The sequence below is a fragment of the Salipiger mucosus DSM 16094 genome (genome assembly GCF_000442255.1).
In the GTDB taxonomy this organism is placed as follows: domain Bacteria; phylum Pseudomonadota; class Alphaproteobacteria; order Rhodobacterales; family Rhodobacteraceae; genus Salipiger; species Salipiger mucosus.
The window spans coordinates 219,692-240,582 of sequence record NZ_KE557276.1 but is presented as its reverse complement, the minus strand read 5'-3'; the positions used below and the strand labels follow the sequence as shown (position 1 = coordinate 240,582).

At 67.3% G+C, this 20,891-nt stretch carries 20 protein-coding genes; 14 read left to right on the top strand and 6 right to left on the bottom strand.

The window, feature by feature from the left end:
* Window positions 1-689 (bottom strand): FAD-dependent oxidoreductase (locus tag SALMUC_RS30480; protein WP_020043441.1); only part of this gene is annotated, 689 nt, incomplete at its 3' end.
* Between the two features lie 87 nt (window positions 690-776).
* Here SALMUC_RS30480 and SALMUC_RS28255 point away from each other — a divergent pair.
* The 3 genes from SALMUC_RS28255 to SALMUC_RS13200 all read left to right on the top strand — a co-directional run bounded on the left by SALMUC_RS28255 (window position 777) and on the right by SALMUC_RS13200 (window position 3,649).
* Complete coding sequence (locus SALMUC_RS28255; RefSeq protein WP_020043442.1) at window positions 777-1,448, top strand: amino acid ABC transporter permease; 672 nt, start codon at window positions 777-779, stop codon at window positions 1,446-1,448.
* A 4-nt stretch (window positions 1,449-1,452) separates the two neighbouring features.
* Window positions 1,453-2,145: an amino acid ABC transporter permease gene (locus tag SALMUC_RS13205; RefSeq protein WP_020043443.1), complete on the top strand. Its 693-nt coding sequence runs from the start codon at window positions 1,453-1,455 to the stop codon at window positions 2,143-2,145.
* 172 nt (window positions 2,146-2,317) lie between these two features.
* Window positions 2,318-3,649, top strand: a complete 1,332-nt coding sequence (locus SALMUC_RS13200) for a hypothetical protein (protein ID WP_020043444.1) — start codon at window positions 2,318-2,320, stop codon at window positions 3,647-3,649.
* A 100-nt stretch (window positions 3,650-3,749) separates the two neighbouring features.
* Here the strand turns inward: SALMUC_RS13200 and SALMUC_RS13195 are convergent, their stop codons facing one another.
* From SALMUC_RS13195 to ectA, 4 genes are read right to left on the bottom strand one after another with little or no spacing between them, the layout of a single operon-like run.
* Window positions 3,750-5,201, bottom strand: coding sequence for an aspartate kinase (locus SALMUC_RS13195; RefSeq protein WP_021120363.1), 1,452 nt, complete (start codon window positions 5,199-5,201; stop codon window positions 3,750-3,752).
* Window positions 5,202-5,215: 14 nt separating this feature from the next.
* Complete coding sequence (locus SALMUC_RS13190) at window positions 5,216-5,617, bottom strand: ectoine synthase (protein ID WP_020043446.1); 402 nt, start codon at window positions 5,615-5,617, stop codon at window positions 5,216-5,218.
* Between the two features lie 6 nt (window positions 5,618-5,623).
* Entirely contained in the window at window positions 5,624-6,907 is a 1,284-nt protein-coding gene (gene ectB / locus SALMUC_RS13185) for a diaminobutyrate--2-oxoglutarate transaminase (RefSeq protein ID WP_020043447.1), read from the bottom strand.
* Between the two features lie 59 nt (window positions 6,908-6,966).
* Window positions 6,967-7,512 (bottom strand): diaminobutyrate acetyltransferase, encoded by a 546-nt coding sequence (ectA, locus tag SALMUC_RS13180; RefSeq protein ID WP_037371878.1) that lies wholly within the window; start codon window positions 7,510-7,512, stop codon window positions 6,967-6,969.
* 191 nt (window positions 7,513-7,703) lie between these two features.
* Between ectA and SALMUC_RS13175 the strand changes: the two genes are divergently transcribed.
* The 8 genes from SALMUC_RS13175 (at window position 7,704) to SALMUC_RS13140 (ending at window position 15,776) form a co-directional block, all read left to right on the top strand.
* The gene (locus tag SALMUC_RS13175; protein ID WP_245584703.1) at window positions 7,704-8,240 is read left to right on the top strand and encodes a MarR family winged helix-turn-helix transcriptional regulator; all 537 of its coding nucleotides are present in this window, start codon (window positions 7,704-7,706) and stop codon (window positions 8,238-8,240) included.
* A gap of 39 nt (window positions 8,241-8,279) precedes the next feature.
* On the top strand, window positions 8,280-9,278 hold the full coding sequence (eutB, locus tag SALMUC_RS13170; protein ID WP_020043450.1) for a hydroxyectoine utilization dehydratase EutB: 999 nt from the start codon (window positions 8,280-8,282) through the stop codon (window positions 9,276-9,278).
* Window positions 9,268-10,251, top strand: a complete 984-nt coding sequence (locus SALMUC_RS13165; protein WP_020043451.1) for a cyclodeaminase — start codon at window positions 9,268-9,270, stop codon at window positions 10,249-10,251. Before eutB ends, SALMUC_RS13165 begins: the two co-directional genes overlap by 11 nt.
* 4 nt (window positions 10,252-10,255) lie before the next feature.
* Window positions 10,256-10,738 carry an Lrp/AsnC family transcriptional regulator gene (locus tag SALMUC_RS13160; protein WP_037371957.1) on the top strand — a complete coding sequence of 161 codons (483 nt, stop codon included), beginning with the start codon at window positions 10,256-10,258 and terminating at the stop codon, window positions 10,736-10,738.
* Between the two features lie 99 nt (window positions 10,739-10,837).
* A complete protein-coding gene (locus tag SALMUC_RS13155) occupies window positions 10,838-12,313 on the top strand; it encodes an NAD-dependent succinate-semialdehyde dehydrogenase (RefSeq protein WP_020043453.1) in 1,476 nt (491 codons plus the stop codon).
* Window positions 12,314-12,607: 294 nt separating this feature from the next.
* Window positions 12,608-13,198 carry a VOC family protein gene (locus SALMUC_RS13150; RefSeq protein ID WP_020043454.1) on the top strand — a complete coding sequence of 197 codons (591 nt, stop codon included), beginning with the start codon at window positions 12,608-12,610 and terminating at the stop codon, window positions 13,196-13,198.
* Between the two features lie 103 nt (window positions 13,199-13,301).
* A complete protein-coding gene (tkt, locus tag SALMUC_RS13145) occupies window positions 13,302-15,302 on the top strand; it encodes a transketolase (protein ID WP_021120360.1) in 2,001 nt (666 codons plus the stop codon).
* 84 nt (window positions 15,303-15,386) lie between these two features.
* Window positions 15,387-15,776: a response regulator gene (locus SALMUC_RS13140; protein WP_020042956.1), complete on the top strand. Its 390-nt coding sequence runs from the start codon at window positions 15,387-15,389 to the stop codon at window positions 15,774-15,776.
* A gap of 301 nt (window positions 15,777-16,077) precedes the next feature.
* Here the strand turns inward: SALMUC_RS13140 and SALMUC_RS28250 are convergent, their stop codons facing one another.
* The gene (locus SALMUC_RS28250) at window positions 16,078-18,306 is read right to left on the bottom strand and encodes a sensor histidine kinase (protein WP_020042957.1); all 2,229 of its coding nucleotides are present in this window, start codon (window positions 18,304-18,306) and stop codon (window positions 16,078-16,080) included.
* Between the two features lie 226 nt (window positions 18,307-18,532).
* On the opposite strand from SALMUC_RS28250, the gene SALMUC_RS13130 reads away from it, so the two are divergent.
* From SALMUC_RS13130 to SALMUC_RS13120, 3 genes are read left to right on the top strand one after another with little or no spacing between them, the layout of a single operon-like run.
* A complete protein-coding gene (locus tag SALMUC_RS13130; RefSeq protein WP_020042958.1) occupies window positions 18,533-19,234 on the top strand; it encodes a response regulator in 702 nt (233 codons plus the stop codon).
* Window positions 19,231-19,728 carry a response regulator gene (locus tag SALMUC_RS13125; protein WP_156883506.1) on the top strand — a complete coding sequence of 166 codons (498 nt, stop codon included), beginning with the start codon at window positions 19,231-19,233 and terminating at the stop codon, window positions 19,726-19,728. Before SALMUC_RS13130 ends, SALMUC_RS13125 begins: the two co-directional genes overlap by 4 nt.
* A 25-nt stretch (window positions 19,729-19,753) precedes the next feature.
* A complete protein-coding gene (locus SALMUC_RS13120) occupies window positions 19,754-20,884 on the top strand; it encodes a sensor histidine kinase (protein WP_020042960.1) in 1,131 nt (376 codons plus the stop codon).
* The last annotated feature ends 7 nt before the right edge of the window (window positions 20,885-20,891 follow it).

The window sequence follows — 20,891 nt, the reverse complement described above, 5'->3', positions numbered from 1 at the left end:
GGCCCGCCCGGCTCGAGCCCGGTCACCCGCGCGCGCCGCAGCCCGGCGCCCGCGCCGCGCAGCCAGTGCTCCATCCGGCGGCAGGCCTCGCGCGGGTCGTGCAGCCAGCCGTTGTCATGGACAAGCCGCGCACGGTGATACTCGCCCGCGAGCGGCGGGACCATCTCGCGCAGCCGCTCGGTGCCTACGGGCTCGATCCGCATCCCCAGCGCCGCGCGCCGCTCCCAACTGGCGGTCTCGGCGTCGTCCTGCGCATCGGAGCGATAGACGATCAGGTGCCCGGTCGGCCGCAGCAGCTCGGGCGCGCCCACGGCGCCCAGCAGGTCGCGCCAGTCGGAAACCGCGTTCGCGGTCAGCCCGTGCAGCGCCGAGATCCCCGCCTCCCAGCGGTCGCGCCGCGAGGCGGCGAGGAACCGCGCCAGCCAGGGCGCCATCCGGGGCAGATGCCGCGGCTTGATGACCAGCGGGCCGTCCGGATCGAGCAGCCAGCCCGGCACCTTGCGCAGCACCCCGGGATGCGCCGCCGGCAAGACCGAGCTCACGCTCAGCCCGCCGGGATTGCCTGCCGAAGTGCCTGCCCCCGGTTCGCCCTCGTCGATCAGCGTGACCTGCCGGCCAGAACGCGTCAGCGCCACCGCGCAGGCCAGTCCGACGACGCCCGCGCCGACAACGATGATGCGGTTTTCCATGGCGGAATCCTTCCTGTCCGGAGATTGCTTGCCCTGTTGGTATTATCACTGATATATCTCAAGGCATCAACAGGACGGAGCAAGATATTGGGCTACGAATTCGACTGGGAGGTCATCGTCCGCATGGCGCCACGGCTGCTGCCGGCGGTCTGGCTGACCGTTCAGCTCTATGCCATGGCGCAACTGCTCTCGATCGTGATCGCCGTGGTCTTCTCGGTGCTCGACAACCTGTGGCGCGACAAGGCTGTCGCGAAGGCGCTGCGCCTCTACTCCTGGCTCTTTCGCGGCCTGCCCGAGCTTGTCGTGCTCCTGTTCTGCTTCCTCGCCCTGCCCGAGCTGGGACTGCGGCTGAGCCCGCTCGTCTCGGCCACCATCGGGCTCGCGGCCATCGCCTCGGCCTACGAGTACGAAGTGCTGCGCGGCGCCTTCCTCGCGGTGCCGCCGCAACAGTACGAAGCCGCGCGCGCGATGGGCTTCCGCATGGTGCCGATGTACCGCCGGGTGATCCTGCCGCAGGTGCTGCGCGTGGCGATCCCGCCGCTGCTGACCTTCGCCTGCACCTCGCTCAAGCGCACGTCGGTCGCCTCGGCTGTGGCGGTGGTCGAGATCATGGGCATGTCGAAACGGCTCATCGACGTGCTGCAGAAACCCTTCGAGATCATGCTGATCGCGATGACCTACTACATCTGCCTGTCGAGCATCCTGATGGGCCTTGAATACCTGGCGCGCCGACGCGTCGCCATCCGGACGGCGAGGTGATCCCGTGGACCTGACCCTTTTCACGCAATACACACCGCTTCTGCTCAAGGGCATCGGCACGACGATCCTGCTGATGGCCGTGGTCGGCACGGCGGCCCCCCTGCTGGCGCTGCCCCTCGCGCTCGCGCGGGAATACGGGCCGGGCTGGGCCTCGCGCGGGGTCACCGCCTTTTCCTGGCTGATGCGCGCGGTGCCGACGCTCGTGCTGCTCTTCTTCGCCTACTTCGGCCTGCCCGCGCTGGGGATCTTTCTGCCGCCGCTGATCTCGGCGATGATCGCGCTGGTGATCTCGGCCATGGGCTACAACGTGGAGTTCCTGACCGCGGGCCTGCGCGCGGTGAACCCCGCGATGCTCGAGGCCTGCCGCGCGCTCGGCATGACGCGGGGCCAGATGATCCGCCGGGTGGTGCTGCCGCAGGCCCTGCCCGTGGCGGTCCCGCCGCTCTTTTCCAACCTCACACTGAATCTCAAGGGCACCGCGCTCGCGGGGCTGGTGGCGGTGCCCGAGTTCATGGCGACGATTTCGGGCCTGATCTCGCAGACCTACCGGCCGATCGAGTTCCTGCTGCTGGCGGCGGTGGTCTACCTCGCGCTCAACAGCGCGATCATCTGGCTGCAGGGCCACGTCGAGGATCGGCTCAGCCCCGCCGGCCGTGCCCGGCGCAGCGAACGGCTGCGCGCCTCAGAGCTGATGTAGGCGAGGCGACATGCCAGCCCCAAGGCCCGGCCCCAGGCCGGCCATTGCAGCCCGGCGCGAATGGTGGTCAAGTCGCGCCGACCGGTCACAGTCACGGAACGCCGCCCTGCCCGCCTCGCACGACATCCTCGGCCGCTTCGCCGGCGGCCTGCTCTGCCTCGTCACCGGGCTCGTGATCCTGCGCGAATGGCTGCTGCCGGATGCCGTGCTCGACTGGGCCCTGATCCCCTCGCTTCTGGGGCTCGTTGCGTTGCTGAGCCTGCAGGTGGGCTGGGGCCGCCGCGCCTTCGTCGCGACCGCCATCGTTCTGACCGTCGCGCTGTTCCTGCGCGAGCCGGACTGGTCCGAGGTCGTGCTGCGCGCGATCCATTCCTCGGCCTTCATCGCCGCCTTCTTCGCCGCGCTCGCCACGCTGCGCAGCGCCGCCGAGAAGGCCCCCGCGATCCGCGACGCGGGCACCTTCCTGTCCAAGCAGCCGCCCGGCCGGCGCTATGCCGCCCTGACCGTGGGCGGACAGATGTTCGCGCTGCTGCTGAACTACGGTGCCATCGCGCTGCTGGGCAGCCTCGCCACCGCGAGCGCCCGGGCCGAACCCGACGCCGAGATCCGCTTTCACCGCACGCGGCGGATGCTGCTCGCGATCCAGCGCGCCTTCTGCTCGACGCTGCCCTGGTCGCCGCTTTCCTTCGCGGTGGCGATCACCACGGCGCTGATCCCGGGCACGAACTGGGGCGGCGTGCTGCTGCCCGCGCTCGGCACCTCGGCGCTCATGGCGGTCACCGGCTGGTCGCTCGACTCGATCTTCAAGCCCCGCCTGTCGCACCCGCCTCCGGAACGGCGCAAGCCCGAGGGCTCCTGGGCGCTGATGTTACCATTGGCGGGGCTTCTGGCGATTCTGGTGGCCAGCACGCTGACCCTTCAATGGCTGAGCGGGCTTCGGGTGATCGCCATCGTCCTGCTGGTCGTGCCCACGATCGCACTGGTCTGGCTGACCCTGCAGACCCGCAGCGCGGCCGGGCTGGGCCGCCGGCTGGCGGGCTTTGCCTTCGACGAGCTGCCGGGCTATCGCGGCGAGGTCACGCTGCTGATGATGGCGGGCTACATCGGCACCGTGGGCGCCCCGCTGCTGCAGCCGCTGGTGGCGGGCCTGGGCCTGCACCCCGAGGCACTTCCGACATGGCTGGTGCTGGTGGGCCTCGTCTGGCTCATCCCGGCGCTGGGGCAACTGGGCATGAACCCGATCCTCGGGGTGACGCTCCTCGCGCCGCTGATCCCCTCGGCCGAGATGCTCGGCGTCGCGCCCACCGCCATCGTGACGGCTATCACGGCAGGCTGGGCGCTTGGCGGCATCAGCTCGCCCTTCACGGCGACGACGCTGCTGACCGGCTCCTTCGGGAACGTCAGTGCGCGGCACGTGGGCCTCGTCTGGAATGCCGGCTACATGGTGGCGATGCTGGCGATCCTGTCGCTCTGGGTGCTGGTCGTCGCCTGGCTGCTGGGCTGAAACCGCCTTCCCGCCCGACACCGATCCCGCAATGGAAAACCCCCGCGCTCCGATCAGGGAACGCGGGGGCAATCCGGATTCAGTCACTTGGGTCGGACCGTCAGGCCGCCTGCGAGATGTCCTGCTCGGACGTCTTGGCCGAAGTGTCGTTCTCGACGAAGGCCTTGTGCAGCGCCGCGATGACCGGCTTGAGGTCGTCACGCTCCAGGATGAACTGAACGTCGACGTTGCGCAGACCCTGCGTTGCGCCCAGCGTGGCCATGCCCGCTTCGGCAATCGCCTCGTGGCCGCGCGTCAGGATCGACAGACCGCTGAGGTCACGCCCGATGACGGAGGCCATCGCAAGTGTCCGCGTCGAGACGCTGGCCGAAGGATAGAGCTTCGTCAGGTCCTTCTCGACCCGCTTCATCGTCTTGAGCGACGCGTCGAGGTAGTGCGTGATCGTGTTCGCGTTCGACTGTTTCGAGACGATGCGCACGTCGTGCCGTGCCAGCACGTCGAGGATCGCCGAGTCGTAGCCCTTCACGCCCAGCATGTCCTGCTCGAACACTTCCAGCGCCACGATGTCGAGGCCGGTGACGATCTCGGCCGCCGGGCTCTCGGCAGGCTTGTCGTCGATCAGCGTGCCCGGATCCTGCGGCTCGAAGGCATTCGTCACGCGCAGCGGCACGTCGGCCTGGCGCAGGGTCTTGGCGGCCTTCGGGTGGATGGCCTCCATGCCCATGTTCGACAGCTGGTCAGCCACGTCGTAGTTGGTGTGGCCCAGCTTGCGCACCGCGTCGATGCCCACGTGCTTGGGGTCGGCCGACGACAGGTGGAACTCCTTGTGGATGATCGCCTCGCGCGCGCCGGTCAGGGCTGCGAGCTTGGAGAAGGTCACCTCGGAATAGCCGCGGTCAAACTCGCGCATCAGGCCTTCGGCGCATTGCGCGTAGCCGGTCACGATGGGCATTTCCGTTTCGGTATCAACGCCCTGCATCGCATTCTGGATGCGCTCTTCGAGCGTGACGGTGCCCTCGTCGCGCCAGCCCGACAGGTCGAGCAGGCGGGCATTCACGCCGTTGCGCTGCAGCAGCAGCGACGTCGCGAAGGCCGAGTGTGCCTCGCCCAGGCCCGAAAGCAGCTCGCGGATCTGCAGCATGTGCTCGGACAGCCGGAAGTGGCCGTAGGAGCAGAGGCGCTGCAGGTCGATCAGGCAGTTGCGCGCGCCCTCGATGCGTTCGCGCACGAACTCGCGCGCCATGTCGCGATCGGCCGGGTGCGTCAGCACGGCTTCGTGCGCCTCGATCATCGCCTCGGCGACGGTGTCCAGCGCATCCTGCCAGCCGCGGTTGTTGTCGGCATTGGCGAACTCGCCGTAGACGCCCGGCTGGCCCAATTTCTTGTGCTCGAGCAGGAGGTCGGTGATGCCGCCGAAGGCGGAAACCACGAAGACGCGGTTATACAGATCATCACCCTCGCGGTCGCCGATGAACAGCGTCTTGGTGAGTTCGTCGAGGCGGGACATGGACGTCCCGCCGATCTTTTCGACTGTATGGTTCGAGTGGGTCAAGTTTGCCCCCCTGGTCAGTCTGCAAGTTCCTCGGCCGGCGCGTAGGAGCCGTCGGCCTGGTGCACCTCGGTGCCGGTGACGGGCGGATTGAAGCAGCAGGCAAGAACCAGCTCTTCTTCCGCGCGCACGGTGTGCTTGTCGTGCTGGTCGAGCGCGTACATGACGCCGGGCGTGATCTCGTGGGTCTCGCCGGTGGCGAGATCGGTGATCGAGCCCTTGCCCTGCATGCAATAGACGCTCTCGAAGTGGTTCTTATAGTGGAACGTGTGCTCCGAACCGGTCTCGAGGAAGGTGATGTGGAACGAGAAGCCCATGCCGTCATTGGCAAGCAGCATGCGGACGCTGGTCCAGTTCGCGTCCGAGACGACGCGGTCCTTCTCGTCTTTCACGATCTTGTTGAAATCTCTGACGATCATGTCCCGTTACTCCGCTGCGATCTTGTGTTTCTGGGTGACTTCGCGGGCCGCCTCGAGGAGGATGTTCAGGCCCTTGCGGAAGGTTTCTTCCGGCGTGGTCAGCGGCGCGAGCACCTTGACCACCTCGTCGTTCGGACCCGAGGTCTCGATGATGAGGCCCTTCTCGAAGGCACGGCCGCAGATTTCCTCGGCCAGCTCGCCCGAGCCGACGTCGACGCCCTGCATCATGCCGCGGCCCTTGAGGTAGGCGTCCGGCACCATCTCGGCGAGTTCCTGCAGCGCGGTCGTCAGGATGACCGACTTGCCGGCGATCTCGTCCTGGAAGGACTTGTCGCTCCAGAACTTCTCGATGGCGACACGGCCCGTCACGAAGGCATGGGTGTTGCCGCGGAAAGTGCCGTTGTGCTCGGCCGGGCCGAAGATGTCATGCTCGGGACGGATCAGCACGAGGCCCATCGGCAGGCCGAAGCCCGAGATCGATTTCGCCTGGGTGATGATGTCCGGCTTTATGCCCCACTCCTCGAAGGAGAAGAAGGTGCCCGTGCGGCCGCAGCCGGCCTGGATGTCGTCGACGATCAGCAGCGCGCCGTGCTTGTGCGCCAGGTCGGCGACCTTCTTGACCCACTCGGCGGACGCGGCGTTGAGGCCGCCCTCGCCCTGCACGGTCTCGAGCATGATCGCGGCGGGTGCGTCCATGCCGGAGGATGCGTCGTTCAGCATCGCCTCGAGCAGTTGCGTGGTGTCGTAGTCGCCCATGTAGCCGTCGAAGGGCATGCGCGTCACGCCCGACAGCTCGGCCGCCGCACCGTTGCGGTGGTAGCCGTTGCCGGTCGCGGCAAGCGCGCCCATGGTGACGCCGTGGAAACCGTTGGTGAAGGCCACGATGTTGGTGCGGCCGGTCACTTTGCGCGCCAGCTTCATCGCCGCCTCGACGGCGTTGGCGCCGGTCGGGCCGGTGAACATCACCTTGTGGTCCATGCCCCGCGGCTCGAGAATGTTCTTCTCGAAGGCCTCGAGGAAGGCGCCCTTGGCGTTCGTGTGCAGGTCGAGACCCATGGCCACGCCGTCGTTCGAGATGTGCTCGATCAGGGCGGCTTTCATGTCGGGGTCGTTGTGACCGTAGTTCAGCGACGAGCAGCCGGCGAGAAAGTCGATGTAGGTGTTACCCTCGGCATCGGTCATCTCGGTGCCACGGGCGCCGGTGAAGGTCGCACTGATGCCGCGGCAGTAGGACCGTGCCTCGCTTTCGCGGCGATTGAAAATGTCAGTCGTATTGGATGCGTTCGTCATGGAAGAACGTCCTCTCGATTCAGAAACTCTAAGGGGGAACGCGCGAGCGGCGGGAAGGTTCAGGCGGCTTTCGCCCAGTCGTCTTCCTCGGGCAGCCGGATCGTCACCATGTGCTCGGTGTCGTGCTGGCCGCCGAAGTGCGTGTCGCGCTTGAAGTGCGGCTCATCCGTAAGTTCGCCGCCGATGCTGCGGGCGAAGCTGCGGAAGAGCCCCCAGGAGGCGCCGTTGTCGCGGGTGATGGTGGTCTTGAGCGCCTTGGCATCGGCGCAAACGTCGCGCGCGATCAGATGCTTGAGCATCTTCTTGCCAAGGCCGAGACCGCGAGCCTTTTCGCTCACCGCGACCTGCCAGACAAAGAATTCCTCCTTGCCCGGAACCATGTGGCCGGAGATCCAGCCAACGATGTCACCGTCCAGTTCGGCAACCACGCAGGTGTCACGGAAGTGATCGGCCTGGATCAGGTTGCAGTACATGGAATTTTCATCAAGTGGCGAGCAATCGCGCACGAGATCCCAGATTTCGGCCCCGTCCATCGCGCTCGGTTTGCGCAGGAGGGGCACCCCAGTTCGGGCGGGAATCGGTTCGTTGGTGACGTCTCTAGGCATGGCTTGGCCTCCTCGTTCGTTCAGGGGACTAAGTATAATAGGTCGGGGAAAGTTTCAAGAAGCGAAGAAGATGAATCTAAAAAAAATCGTCGAATGACGCTATAAGCGCTGTAAACAAGGGTTTTCAGACGAAGCAAAAGTCCTTAGTCAGGATGAAGAAACAAAAGGAGTGCTTTGCACGTTGAAGGATCATGTCACTTGATGCAATGTTCCGTCCCATGACGGATGACCTACCCCAAGACCGGACCGACGAGAGTCTGATTGCCCTGCGCCGCATCCTGCGCGCGACGGAGCAGTATGAACGTACGCTGGCTCAGCAGGCCGGGCTTACGCCCGCGCAGCTGCGCGTGCTTCAGATCATCGCCGGCAAGCGTGCCGGCAGCGCCACGCCCAAGGCGCTGGCCACGCAGATGGGCGTCAGCCAGGCGACCGTCACCGCCCTGCTCGACAAGCTCGAGAAGCGGCAGAAGATCGTGCGCGTCCGGTCCGAGGCGGACCGCCGCCAGATGAACGTGCTGCTGACCGAGGTCGGGCATGCCGCCGTCGAAGAGGCGCCCGATGCGCTGCAGCAGCGCTTCGTCAAGCAGTTCGAGATGCTCGACGACTGGGAACAGGCCATGCTCGTCGCCTCGCTGGAACGCGTGGCCTCGATGCTCAACGCCGAGGAAATCGATGCCTCGCCTGTTCTGGCGTTCGGTGATATCAGTCGAGGCGAAGCAGCGCGCTGACCGGGCCTCGCACGGCGGCGCTTGGAACAAGGGGACGCTTTGCTCTCACTCGCCGACGTGATGCAGGCCGCCAAGACGCTGCGCGGCCTCGCCGATGACACCCCGCTCGTGCCCTCGGCCCTTTCCGGCCGCCTGGGCACCGATCTCTGGCTCAAACTCGAAACCTGTCAGCCCGTGGGCGCCTTCAAGCTGCGCGGCGCGGTCAATGCCGTCTCGAACCTGCCCGAGGGCACGGCCGGCGTGACCTGCTGCTCGACCGGTAACCACGGTCGCGGCGTCGCCTGGGCGGCCCGCGCCAAAGGTATGCGCGCGGCCATCTGCATGTCGGAACTGGTGCCGCAGGCCAAGGTCGACGGCATCCGCGCGCTTGGCGCCGAGGTCCGCATCACGGGACGCAGCCAGGACGACGCGCAGCGCGAGGCCGAGCGGCTCGCCCGCGACGAGGGCTTCGCCGAGATCTCGCCCTTCGACGATGCGCATGTCATCGCAGGACAAGGCACCATCGCGCTGGAGATGCTCGCCGCCCGCCCCGGGATCGACACGCTGCTGATCCCGCTGTCCGGAGGCGGCCTTGCCGCCGGCATGGCGGTCGCGGCCAAGGCCATCAATCCCGACATCCGCCTCGTCGGCATCACCATGGACCGGGGCGCGGCCATGAAGGCCTCGATCGACGCGGGCCACCCCGTCGAGGTCGAGGAGGTCGCGAGCCTTGCCGACTCGCTCGGCGGCGGCATCGGGCTCAACAACCGCCTGAGCTTCCCGCTCTGCCGCGAGTTGCTGGACGAGATCGTGCTCGTCACCGAAGACGAGATCTACGGCGCCATGCAGGCGCTCTACTACGAGGACCGCATGGTCGCCGAGGGCGCCTGCGTCGTCGGTATCGCCGCGCTGCAGGCGGGCAAGGTCGAGCCCGGCCGCGTCATGGGCACGGTCATCACCGGGCGGAACGTCGACATGACCGAGTTTACCCGCGTCATCTCGGGACAGGATGTGTCCCTCGGGGATCTGACAGTAAAGGGCCGCGTTTATGAGCCGTGACATCCGTATCGTGACCGAGGCGCAGCTGCGCGAGGTCGTCTCGCTGGACCTCGAGACCGTGGACGTGATCGAGGCCGCCTTCCGCGCGCTGGCCGGTGGCGGCGTGGTCATGCCGCCGATCCTGTCGATGGCCATCGAGGAGGCGCACGGCGAGGTCGACGTCAAGACCGCCTACGTGCCGGGCTTCGACGGCTTCGCGATCAAGGTCTCGCCCGGCTTCTTCGACAACCCCAAGATCGGCCTGCCCAGCCTCAACGGGCTGATGATCCTGTTCTCCGCCACCACCGGGCTGGTCGAGACGGTCTTTCTCGACAACGGCTACCTCACCGACATCCGCACCGCCGCCGCCGGCGCCGTCGCGGCACGCCACCTCGCGCCCTCGGACGTGGCCGTTGCGGGCGTGATCGGCACCGGGCTGCAGGCGCGTCTGCAGATGCAGGCGGCGCATCTCGTGCGGCCCTTCGACCGCTGCCTCGTCTGGGGCCGCGACCCCGCGCGCGCGGCCTCCTGCGCGGCCGACATCGCCGCAGCCACCGGCGCGCAGGCCGAGGTCATGACCTGCCCCGCCTCGCTCTGCGAGCAGTCGCAGCTGGTGGTGACCACCACCCCTGCGACCGAGCCGATCCTGACCGCCGAGATGCTGCACGGCGGGCTGCACGTCACCGCCATGGGCTCGGACCAGGGCGGCAAGAACGAACTGGCACCCCAGGCGCTGGCCCGCGCCGATCTCTACGCCTGCGACCGCGTCAGCCAGTGCGAGACGCTGGGCGAGCTGCGCGCGGCCCGCGCCGCCGGCCTGATGCCGGACACCCCGCCCGAGCTGGGCGAGATCATCACCGGTATGGCGACCGGCCGGACCCACGACGCGCAGATCACGATCTGCGACCTGACCGGCACCGGCGTGCAGGACACCGCCATCGCCACCCATGTCGCCGCGCGCCTCGGCGGCGCCGGCACGGTGATCCCGGTCTGACATGATCCGCCTCGACGCCCGCGATCTCGAGATCCTGCGCGTGCTGGCGCGCGAGGGCCGCATCACCAAGGCCGCGCTGGCCGAGCGGATCAATCTCTCGCCCACCCCGGCCTGGGACCGGCTCAAGAAGCTGGAAAAGGCCGGCCTCATCTCCGGCTACCGGGCCGAGATCGACCTGCGCAAGCTGGGGCCGACGGTCACGGTCTTCGTCGCCGCCGAGTTGGCGGACCACACCTCGGCGACCTTCCGCACCTTCGAGGAGGGCCTTCAGCGCCATGACGAGGTGCTGGCCTGCTGGGCGCTCGGCGGCGGCTTCGACTACCTGCTGCAGATCGTGACGCGCGACATCGACAGCTACCAGCGACTGATCGACTCGATGCTCGACGCCCGCATCGGCATCGCGCGTTACCACACCTACATCGTCACCAAGCAGGTCAAGCGCGCGGGCACGCCCCCGCTGGAGCTGATCGCAGACCAGACGGACTGACAAAGCGCCCGTGGCCAGACCACCTGCGCGCCAATCGCAGTCCATTCGGTCTCTCTCTCTGCCGGCCTCCGCTATCATCGTGGCCAAAGGAGACCAATCATGCTGGACACCGCGATTTCCACCCGCACAGACATTTCCGACAAGCGCCTGCTGCGCAGCTTTTCCTACATCGGCGGCAAGTGGGTCGCCGGCGACGACAACGCGAGCCTGCCCGTGACCGACCCCGGCACCGGCGACCGCATCGGCGAGATCGCCTCGCTGAGCGCCGCGCAGTCGCGCGCCGCCGTCGACCATGCGCAGGCGGCCTTCGCAGACTGGGCCATGACCCTGCCGCAGGACCGCGCCGTGATCCTGCGCCGCTGGTTCGACCTCGTGATGGAAGCCAAGGAAGACCTCGCGCGCATCATGGTGCTGGAACAGGGCAAACCCCTGTCTGAGGCACGCGGCGAGATCGACTACGCCGCGAGCTTCATCGAATTCTACGCCGAGGAGACCAAGCGTCCCAACATCGAGGGCGTAACCTCGCACCTGCCCGACGCCGAGGTCGAGCTCTGGCTCGAACCCATGGGTGTGGCCGCGCTCATCACGCCGTGGAACTTCCCCTCGGCCATGCTGACCCGCAAGGCGGCCGCCGCCATCGCCGCGGGCTGCACCGTGGTCGCGCACCCCTCGGGCGAGACCCCCTATTCCGCCCTCGCCCTTGCCGAGCTGGCCGAGCGCGCGGGCCTGCCCGCCGGCGTCTTCAACGTGGTGACCGGCAAGGCCTCCACCATCGTCGAGCCCTGGACCGAGGACCACCGCGTGCGCGCGCTCTCCTTCACCGGTTCGACGGACATCGGCAAGCTGCTCTACCGCCAGTCGGCGCAGACCGTGAAACGGCTCGTGCTCGAGCTGGGCGGCCACGCGCCGGTCATCGTCTTCAAGGGCGCCGATCTCGACCAGGCGGTCGAGGAGACCATCAAGGCCAAGTTCGCCACCTCCGGGCAGGACTGCCTCGGCGCGAACCGCATCTACGTCGAGCGTCCGATCTACGACGAGTTCTGCCGCCGCTTCGTCGAGGCCACGAAGAAGCTGACCGTCGGCAAGGGGCTCGACGATCCCGACATCGGCCCGCTCATGAACGATAAGGCCATCGCCAAACAGCAGGAGCACGTGAAGGACGCGCTCGAGAAGGGCGCCACGCTGGCCTGCGGCGGCGAGGTGCTGCCGCAGGGGCCGCTCTTCTACGCGCCGACGGTGCTGACCGACGTGACCGACGAGGCGCTGATCATGCACGAAGAGACCTTCGGCCCCGTCGCGCCGATCACGCCCTTCGAGACCGAGGAAGAGGTCGTGCGCCGCGCCAACGACAGCGAATACGGGCTCGTGGCCTATGTCCATTCGCTGAATCCGCGCCGGATCTACCGGGTCAGCCGCGCGCTGCAATACGGCATGGTCGCGGTGAACCGCACCAAGGTCACCGGGGCGCCCATCCCCTTCGGCGGGGTCAAGCAGTCCGGCCTCGGCCGCGAAGGCGCCCGCCGCGGCATGGAGCAGTTCATGGAGATCAAGTACGTCTGCCGCGACTGGCGGTGACCGGCTCCCGGGCCGGGCGCCGCTCGAAAGCCCCGGCCCGGAATCGAGGCCGAAGGCCGCCGGGCCAGCGCCCGTCCGTCCACTCGGGCGGGCGCTTTTCGAGGCTGGGCCGGACGTCTCGATTGCAGGCATATGGCCGGGGGATAAAGTGCCAAGACCTCCACCGGCGCGAGCGCCCACCCGGCGGACCGGCGCTGGTCCTTACGATGCGCATTTTGTCCGCTCGCAACAATCCTCTGGGCAGCCCGCCATCCTCCGCTATCCTCTCGTGAAACCACCCGAGGGGAGCGAGACATGACCGAATTCCGAAAGATCCAGGCGCAGGGCGTGCATCACATCACGCTGACGGGCGCCGACCGTCAGACCTCGATCGATTTCTGGGAGGGCGTGCTGGGCATGCCCTTCATCTTCGACCAGCCGAACTTCGACGACCCGGACGAAGGCCATCTCTACTTCGATCCGGGCGACGGACGGCTCGTCACCATCTTCACCAACGAGAAGCGCAGCCCCGATCCCGCGCCCGCCTCGCAGGCCCCCGGAAACGTGCACCACATCGCCTTCAACGTGAGCCAGGCCAGCTTCTGGCAGGCCGCGAAACGGCTCGAGGCGCGGGGCATCTCGCATTCCGGGCCCAAGGATCGCGGCTTCATGGACTCGATCTACTTCCGCGACCCGCTGGGCCTGCTGATCGAGCTCGCCTCCTACCGCTTCGAACCACCCGAGGGCTGCCGCCACGCCGACGTGATGATCGAGGCGCACCGCATCCGCGTCGAACGCGGCGACCACCACATCGACCGCGAACATCTCGCCGATGCAATCGAGCTGCTGGTGGAACGTGGGCGGCAGTCGCTGTCTTCCGACAGGGGCGCCCGCAACCCCTACTGACCCTTAAGTTCAGCTTCAATCCTCGTTAAGTATTCGCGTTTGTGTCGCGGCGCGCCCTTGGCTACTCACCGCAGCCAGAGACGCGCCGGTGAGGAGAGAGGCCATGAACATCCAGAGCAAGACCAACGGCACCGTGGACATGCGCGACATGGCGCAGGCCATTCGCTTCCTTTCGATGGACGCCATCGTGCGCGCCCAGGACGGACACCCCGGCACGCCGCTCGGAGGCGCCGACATCGCCACCGCGCTCTTCACGCGGCACCTGAAGTTCGACGCCGCAGCGCCCGAGTGGCCCGACCGAGACCGCTTCGTGCACTCGGCCGGCCACGGCTCCATGCTGCTCTACTCGCTGCTGCACCTCTGCGGCTACGAGGAGATGGGCATCGACGAGATCCGCAACTTCCGCGTTCTCGGCTCCAACACCGCCGGCCACCCCGAATACCACCCCTCGGCCGGGATCGAGACCACCACCGGCCCGCTGGGCCAGGGCATCGCCAACGCCGTCGGCATGGCCGTGGCCGAGCGTATCCTGAACCACCGCTTTGGCGACGATATCGTCGACCACTACACCTATGCCTACACCGGTGACGGCTGCCTGATGGAGGGCATCGCCGCCGAGGTCATCGCCATCGCCGGGCACCTCAAGCTGGGCAAGCTCGTCTTCCTCTGGGACGACAACCGCATGACCGACGACGGACCCACCGACCAGGCGGTCTCCGAGGACCAGGTCGTGCGCTTCGAGAACAACGGCTGGCACGTGCAAAGCGTCGACGGCCACGACCCCGAGGCCGTCGCAGCGGCCATCGCCGCCGCCAAGCAGGACGACCGCCCCTCGATGATCGCCTGCCGCACCTTCATCGGCTACGGCGTCCCGCGCATCCAGAACGACCGCGCCGCCCACGGCGGCAAGATCACCACCGAGGACACCGATGCCGCGCGCGAGAACCTCGGCTGGACGCATGCGCCCTTCGAGCTGCCGGGCGATCTCGCGCAGGCCTGGCACAACGCCGGCGCACGCGGCGCATCCGAGCGCGAGGCCTGGCAGGCCCGCCTCGACGCCCTGCCCGCCGCCGACCGCGCCGAGTTCGACCGCCTGATGCGCGGCGAGCTGCCCGAGGGTTGGGAGCAGGTCATCCTCGACGCCAAGCGCCGCTACACCGAAAGCGACGAGGCCAAGCCGGGCATCCGCGCCTCGGGCGAGATGCTCTCGGCGCTGGCCGATGTCATCCCCGAGCTTATCTCGGGCGCGCCCGACCTCGAGGCCGCGACCCAGCACAAGCGCCAGATGCGCCCCTTCACCCGCGACGACCGCGGCGGCCGCTACATCCACTACGGCGTGCGCGAACACGCGATGGGCGCGATGATGAACGGCATGACCGTGCACGGCGGCATCCGCTCGGTGGGCACGACCTTCCTCGTCTTCTCCGACTACATGCGCCACACCCTGCGCGTCGCCGCGCTGATGCGCGTCCCCGGCGTGTTCGTCTTCAGCCATGACAGCATCGGCATCGGCAAGAACGGCCCGACACACCAGCCGGTGGAATACCTCGCCTCGCTGCGCGCGATCCCCAACATGTGGGTGCTGCGCCCGGCCGACGCCGTCGAGATGGCCGAGGCCTGGGATCTCGCGATGCGACGCTCCGACGGGCCGGTCTCGATCATCTGCTCGCGCCAGCCGCTGGATCCGGTCCGCCGGACGCAGGAGGACGAGAACCTCAGCGCGCGCGGCGGCTACGTGCTGGCCGAGGCGGAGGGCGGCGCGCGCCGCGCGACGCTGCTGGCCACCGGCTCCGAGGTTTCGGTGGCGCTCGCAGCCCGCGACCTGCTGCAGGCGCAGCGCGTGCCGACGGCCGTTGTCTCGATGCCCAGCTGGGAGCTGTTCGAAGCGCAGGACGCGGCCTACCGCCGCGAGGTGCTGGGAGACGGCACGGTCCGCGTGGGCGTCGAGGCCGCGGTCCGACTGGGCTGGGACCGCTACGTCGGAATGGAGGGCGGCTTCGTCGGCATGTCCGGCTTCGGCGCTTCGGGCGACGTGGCCGACCTCTACCGTCATTTCGGGATCACCGCCGAACGCGTCGCCGAGGAGGTCACCGCCCGACTCTGAGCGCCGTCCTCCGGATCTGTTAATCGGTTGGAAAGGCCCGTCTGTCACCTTCCCCCAGGGGTGGTTCAAGCAGGAGGGCGAGGCATGGGCACCGGACCAAGCGTCTGCCTGATCGTCGAGGATACCGAGACCGACCGCGCCATGATGCGCCGGATCTTCCTGCGCCAGTGGCCGAAGATTCCGCTGGTCTTCGCCACCACCCTCTCCGAGGCGCGCCGCGTCCTCGGCGAGGAGCGGGTGGCGATGATCTTTCTCGACAATGCCCTGCCCGACGGCCGCGGCGCGGATTTCGCCGCCGAACTCGCTGCGGCACCCGCCTATCGGCGCCTGCCGGTGGTGGTGGTCAGCGACTGGCCCTCGCCCTTCATGTACGCCAAGGCACGCGCCGCCAACGTGATCGAGATCTGGACCAAGAGTGACTTCACCCCGCCGTCGGTGCAGCGCGTGGTCAGGCAGCACGTCGGGATCGCCTGACTGGCGGCGCGCTCACCTTTCCAGGCAAGACGCGCGCGCTTTCGCAGGAAACGTACCCGGCATCGCGCTCCCGCCGCCGGCCTCGTTGGCGGCGGCCAGCCACGCAGTACAGACTGCGGCCACCCTGCTTTCGAAAGGCTCAACGTTTCGTTGCGAGTTCGCCAGGGCCTGTCGGTCGCAGGCTCCGCCGGCACACCGCCGAACGGTGGCCAAGACAGTCTGTTGGCCCACTGTCTTCTGAGAACAGTTCGCGCGCCCGTTGCCGCTGCTGGCACAACACGGGCGGTCGACCCCGAACGTTTCAGGCCGCGAGATAGTCCCCGCGCGCTCCGCGCAGCGGCCAGGTGAAGCTGAAAAGCGTACCGTTTCCCTGTCCGTCGGACTCGATGGTCACGCGACCGCCGGCCTTGACGATATGCTTTCGAGCTATGGCCAACCCCATGCCGCTGCCCTCGACCGCGTCGCGCGCCCGAAGCGTCTGGAACAGGCCGAAGATCCGCTCGTGGTATTGCGGCGCAATCCCCGGGCCGTCGTCGCGTACATCGACGCGCAGGACCGCGCCCTCATCGCGAATGCCGATCCTCACGCAACCGTCGGCACGATCATGATGCTTGATCGCGTTCGAAACGAAGTTGAGCAACACGATCTTGAGCGGCATTTCCGGCAGGTTCAGGTCGTCGAACCCCTCGCAAAAGCGCACCTCGAACGCGTCCGGCGGATCGAGCAGCGCGAGCAGCCCGGCGCGCATCTCGGCCCCCGAGACGAAGCGTGTACCGGACTCGCCGGTCTTTCGGCCGATCTGCGCATGCTCGAGAAGATCGTCGAGCAAGGCCTGCATCCGATCGGCACGGCTGCGCATGAGCGCCAGGGTCTCACGCGTCTCCTCGTCTAGCGAGCCCTCGAGGTCCTCCTCGATCCATGTGGCCGCGTTGCGTATCACCCGCAACGGCGCCTTGAGGTCGTGAGATGCGACATTGGCAAAGGCATCCAGCTCGGCATTCGATTGCTCGAGTGCAGCGATCAGGCAGTCGCGCTCCGCCTCCTGCGCGCTCCGCTCGGAAACGTCACGCAGTATGCAGGCCCAGATCCGGCCTTCTCCCTCTCCGAGCCTGCTCGCCGACACTTCCAGCGGCACGCGGCTGCCGTCAGCCCGCCGCGCCTCGGTCGCGATCAGGCCGCCCTCGTCCGGGCCGCCTTGCAGCTGCGCCAGCGTGGCCTCACCTTCGGGCAGGATCCGGGCCACCGCGCTGCCCAGAAGTTCCACGCGCGGGCGGTCGAGGATCTCGCACAGGGCGTCGTTGAGGTCGTCGATCCGTCCGGCGTCGTCGACGATCATGATCCCGTCGTGCACGCCATGAAGAATCGTTCGCGCCCGGCGTTCCAGGGCGTCGGAATTGGCCATGAGTTCCGCGAAGCTGCGCGCCACCTCGCCGATCTCGTCGCGGCGGGTGATCGGCAGGTCCGGGCGCGCCTTCGTCGCCCGCGCCCGCCTTATCTCGGCGTTCATCCGGAGAAGCGGCCGCAGGTGGACGATGGTCGCAAGTCGCGCCGCGACGACCGCGGCGAGCGTCACCACGAGCCCCGTCAGCGCAACGCCCCGTGACCCGAGCCGGGCGGCCTGCAGGAGCGCGGACCTCTCCGCCAGCAGCGCGACCTGCATCCGGCCCGTCCCGATCGCCGAGCGGGGCGCCGACATGGCGGCAACGGCGAAGGAGCCGACCGACCGCACATCCGCCGCGGGCGCCCCGGATCGCACGAGTTCTAGGACCTCCGGCGGAACCGGAGGCGGTTCGTCGAGGCGCAGTCGGCCCATTCCGGTCTCGGGATCGAACAGGTAGCTTCCCCCGGTCTCGTCCAGCAGCATCACGCCGTGCCGCGGGGTCGCGGCGCGAAAGGCCGCCGCGAGCATCGTTTCCGCGGGGACATTGATCACGATCATCCCCGGCTGTCGGCTGGCGCTGGAAGGAACGGGCATCACGAAGCGCAGCATCGCTGTCCTTGGTCGAGATATCTGCCCGTTCTCGCGGTTCCAGGTGAGCGGCGAAACATGGATATTACCCGGTTTCAGCAACCGTCCCGCAGCCACGTAGGGCTCGCCCCCCTTTGCCTGCAGCTGGTCGCGAGCAACGGTCACGACATCGCCGCCGCGCTTGTCGACGCGCACGATCTCGTGCCCCTCGGCGTCGGCGGCGATCAGCCTGATCTGTCGATAATGCAATCTCCGCGCATGGAACGCCGCGAACTCGTCTTCGGCCCGTGCGCGCAGGCGCATGCGCTCGACATCCTCGAAGGTCTCCACTGGAAGCGCCCCGCGGCGGACCAGCGCCTGCACCGCTGGCGAACGGACCAGTATCTGCAGGTCGGTCTCGGCCGTGCGAAGTTCGTAGACCAGACGCGAGGCAACGCGGCGCAACTCTTCGCGCATCTCGACCTCGTAGCGTGCCACCTCGATGCGCCGGGTGGTCGCATAGCTCATCGCGCAGACCACGAGCACCGCGAGCGCCACGATCGACACCGCCGCAAACGTCATGCGGTCCCGCAACGCCGTTGATCCTGCCGTCTCTCGCACTTTCACCTCGATCGCCCTCGTCCTGGCTGCAGGATGACAGGTCGATCTTGTCATTCCGTGAACGCTGTTCTGACAATTCGAGGCGTTTCACCAGACGAGGCCGCCGGCCGTTAAGCTCGCGTTTACAGCACGCGGACTACCCCGGAGCCAGGTGACCGTATCCCGGTTTCTGAGAGGAGAGCACAGCATGGCAACGCTCACGCAACAGGCCATCGCCGAACCGGACCTGCCCGATGTCCACCGGCTGGTCACGCTTGTTCTCGAGGACGACGAGATAGACCGCCGCCGGCTGGTGAAGCTCACCAGGCGGGCAGGTCTGGATGCAGAGTTCCACATGGCGCAGGACCTCGCGCAGCTTCAAAGGCAGCTGGACGCGCGACGCTTCGACCTGTTCTTCGTGGACTACCATCTCGGAATGGCAACCGGCCAGGAAGCGCTCGACCTCATCGAAACGCACGAAGAGCAGCGCGGAGCGGTCAGCATCATGGTAACGAGTGTCGACCGGCCCGAGGTGATCATCGAGGCGATGCGCACCGGCTGTTCCGACTACCTCATCAAGGAGGAGTTGAGCGCGGAAACCATCCGCAGGTCCGTGGTCGCCGCGCTGGAAAAGCTGATCCTCGCCTCGGCGCACGATACGGAACGTGCCCGCGACGCCGCGCTACGTCAGACGCTGCTGCGGTTCCGCGACAGCATGGAACCCGAATTGCGGCGCATCATGTCCGCCATGCTGCGACGTGTTCGCGAGATTGGGCGCCTTAGCGAAGGTGAGCGTGTCCAGATCCAGCGCCACGCGATGGAACAACTCTGCCTCGAGATGATCTCCCTCCTGGATCGCAGCGAAAACCTGATCGGGCCCGATCAGCGGTCGGGAAGGTTTCCGTCATGATCCCTCATGCGCCCTTCACCTGTCCGTTGCATTCGTTTTGTGCCGCCGAGGTGGACCGTCCGTTGCCGGCGATCCTTCTGGTCGAGGACGACGATGCCGACGCCAAGGCTCTGATCCGCGCCCTGAACAAGGCCAGGATCGCAAATCGCGTCCACCGGGCGGTCGACGGAGTCGAGGCACTTTCGCTTCTGCGCGAGCATTCCGCCTTGTCATCAACGACCTTCATCACACTGCTCGACGTGAATCTTCCCCGCATGAACGGGCACGAATTTCTCGCGGAGCTGCGCAGCGATCCCGTACTCAAGCGCGCGGTCGTCTTCGTGATGACCACCTCACAGGATCCGCTGGACATCGACGCCGCCTACGACCGTCAGGTGGCAGGCTACATCCCCAAGCAGGCGGTCGACCGCGAGTTCATGAGGCTGGTCTGCACGCTCGAGAATTACCTGCAGATCGTTGATCTGCCGCGGCTGACGGTGCAGGAGGGATCGTGAGATGACGTCACTGGACGTACTTGTCGTGGACGACGACGCAGGCGACCGGAAACTGGTGCGCAGGCTGCTCGGCACCGCCTTTCCAGGTGCAAATGTGCGCGAGGCGCGCAACGAGGCCGAAGCATTCTCTGGCGACACCAAAGAACCCGACGCTGCGCTCATCGACTACCGCCTGCCCGGCAGCAACGGATTCGAGCTTCTGTCCGAGCTGAAGCAGCGATGGCCCGGGACCAGTTGCATCATCCTGTCGGGGTCGGGCGACGAGGAGATTGCCAAGGAGGCAATCCGTCACGGGGCATCCGACTACATTCCGAAGCGGCTTCTGAACGAAGCAGCCCTGAAGCGCATGATCAATCACGCGCTGCAACTTGCGCGCATGAAGGAAAAGCTCGACGAACGCCGGCGCGAACTAGAGGTGTTTGCCGATGTTCTCGTGCATGATCTCAAGGCCCCGATCCGCGCGGTCTCTTTCCTGACCGAGGAACTCGAAGACGGGTTACGGGATGGTCAGCGAGACGATGCGCCCGAAACGCTTGCGCTTCTGAAACGCTCGGCGGACCAGATGCGGGCCCTGGTGGACAGCCTCGCATGTCACGTGCGCGCCGATCGCGACATCGAATTCGAAAGGGCCTCGCTGCGCGACATCCTCGACACCGCGCTTTGGGCACTGAACCGGCCCGTCACGGAGGCCGGCGCATGCATCGAAGCGGACGTCCAGGACTGCACCCTGCTGGTCTGCAAACCCCAGCTCGCACAACTGTTTCAGAACGTCATCGGGAACGCGATCAAGTACGCGGGGCCGCGCCGGCCCGTCATCGGCATCAGCACGCGTCGCGGTTCCAAGGGCGAGCTGCAGATCGAGATCTCCGACAATGGCGTCGGAATCGCCGAGGGCTACGTGGAACGCGTCTTCGAGACCTTCACGCGCGCGCCATCGGACGGCAGCGTCAAGGGCAGCGGGCTGGGGCTTGCCACCTGCCGCAAGATCGCGATGCGCCACGGTGGGCAAATCTGGTGTAAATCCGAGGTAGGCGCCGGCACCACGGTCATTCTTGAGCTGCCCGAGGCCACCGTCGTGACCCCGCCTCCCGTTCAAGACGCGGTCGATGCGCCGCCCGGCCGGCTGGAACCCTCGCGGCAGGGGGCGATCACGTGATGGGACA

Excerpts from the sequence above, each read along its gene's own strand:
- SALMUC_RS13190 (WP_020043446.1), bottom strand. The coding sequence starts at position 5,617 with ATGATCGTCAGAGATTTCAACAAGATCGTGAAAGACGAGAAGGACCGC.
- ectB (WP_020043447.1), bottom strand. The coding sequence starts at position 6,907 with ATGACGAACGCATCCAATACGACTGACATTTTCAATCGCCGCGAAAGC.
- ectA (WP_037371878.1), bottom strand. The coding sequence starts at position 7,512 with ATGCCTAGAGACGTCACCAACGAACCGATTCCCGCCCGAACTGGGGTG.
- SALMUC_RS13175 (WP_245584703.1), top strand. The coding sequence starts at position 7,704 with ATGTCACTTGATGCAATGTTCCGTCCCATGACGGATGACCTACCCCAA.
- SALMUC_RS13165 (WP_020043451.1), top strand. The coding sequence starts at position 9,268 with ATGAGCCGTGACATCCGTATCGTGACCGAGGCGCAGCTGCGCGAGGTC.
- SALMUC_RS13155 (WP_020043453.1), top strand. The coding sequence starts at position 10,838 with ATGCTGGACACCGCGATTTCCACCCGCACAGACATTTCCGACAAGCGC.
- SALMUC_RS13150 (WP_020043454.1), top strand. The coding sequence starts at position 12,608 with ATGACCGAATTCCGAAAGATCCAGGCGCAGGGCGTGCATCACATCACG.
- tkt (WP_021120360.1), top strand. The coding sequence starts at position 13,302 with ATGAACATCCAGAGCAAGACCAACGGCACCGTGGACATGCGCGACATG.
- SALMUC_RS13140 (WP_020042956.1), top strand. The coding sequence starts at position 15,387 with ATGGGCACCGGACCAAGCGTCTGCCTGATCGTCGAGGATACCGAGACC.
- SALMUC_RS28250 (WP_020042957.1), bottom strand. The coding sequence starts at position 18,306 with ATGACGTTTGCGGCGGTGTCGATCGTGGCGCTCGCGGTGCTCGTGGTC.
- SALMUC_RS13130 (WP_020042958.1), top strand. The coding sequence starts at position 18,533 with ATGGCAACGCTCACGCAACAGGCCATCGCCGAACCGGACCTGCCCGAT.
- SALMUC_RS13125 (WP_156883506.1), top strand. The coding sequence starts at position 19,231 with ATGATCCCTCATGCGCCCTTCACCTGTCCGTTGCATTCGTTTTGTGCC.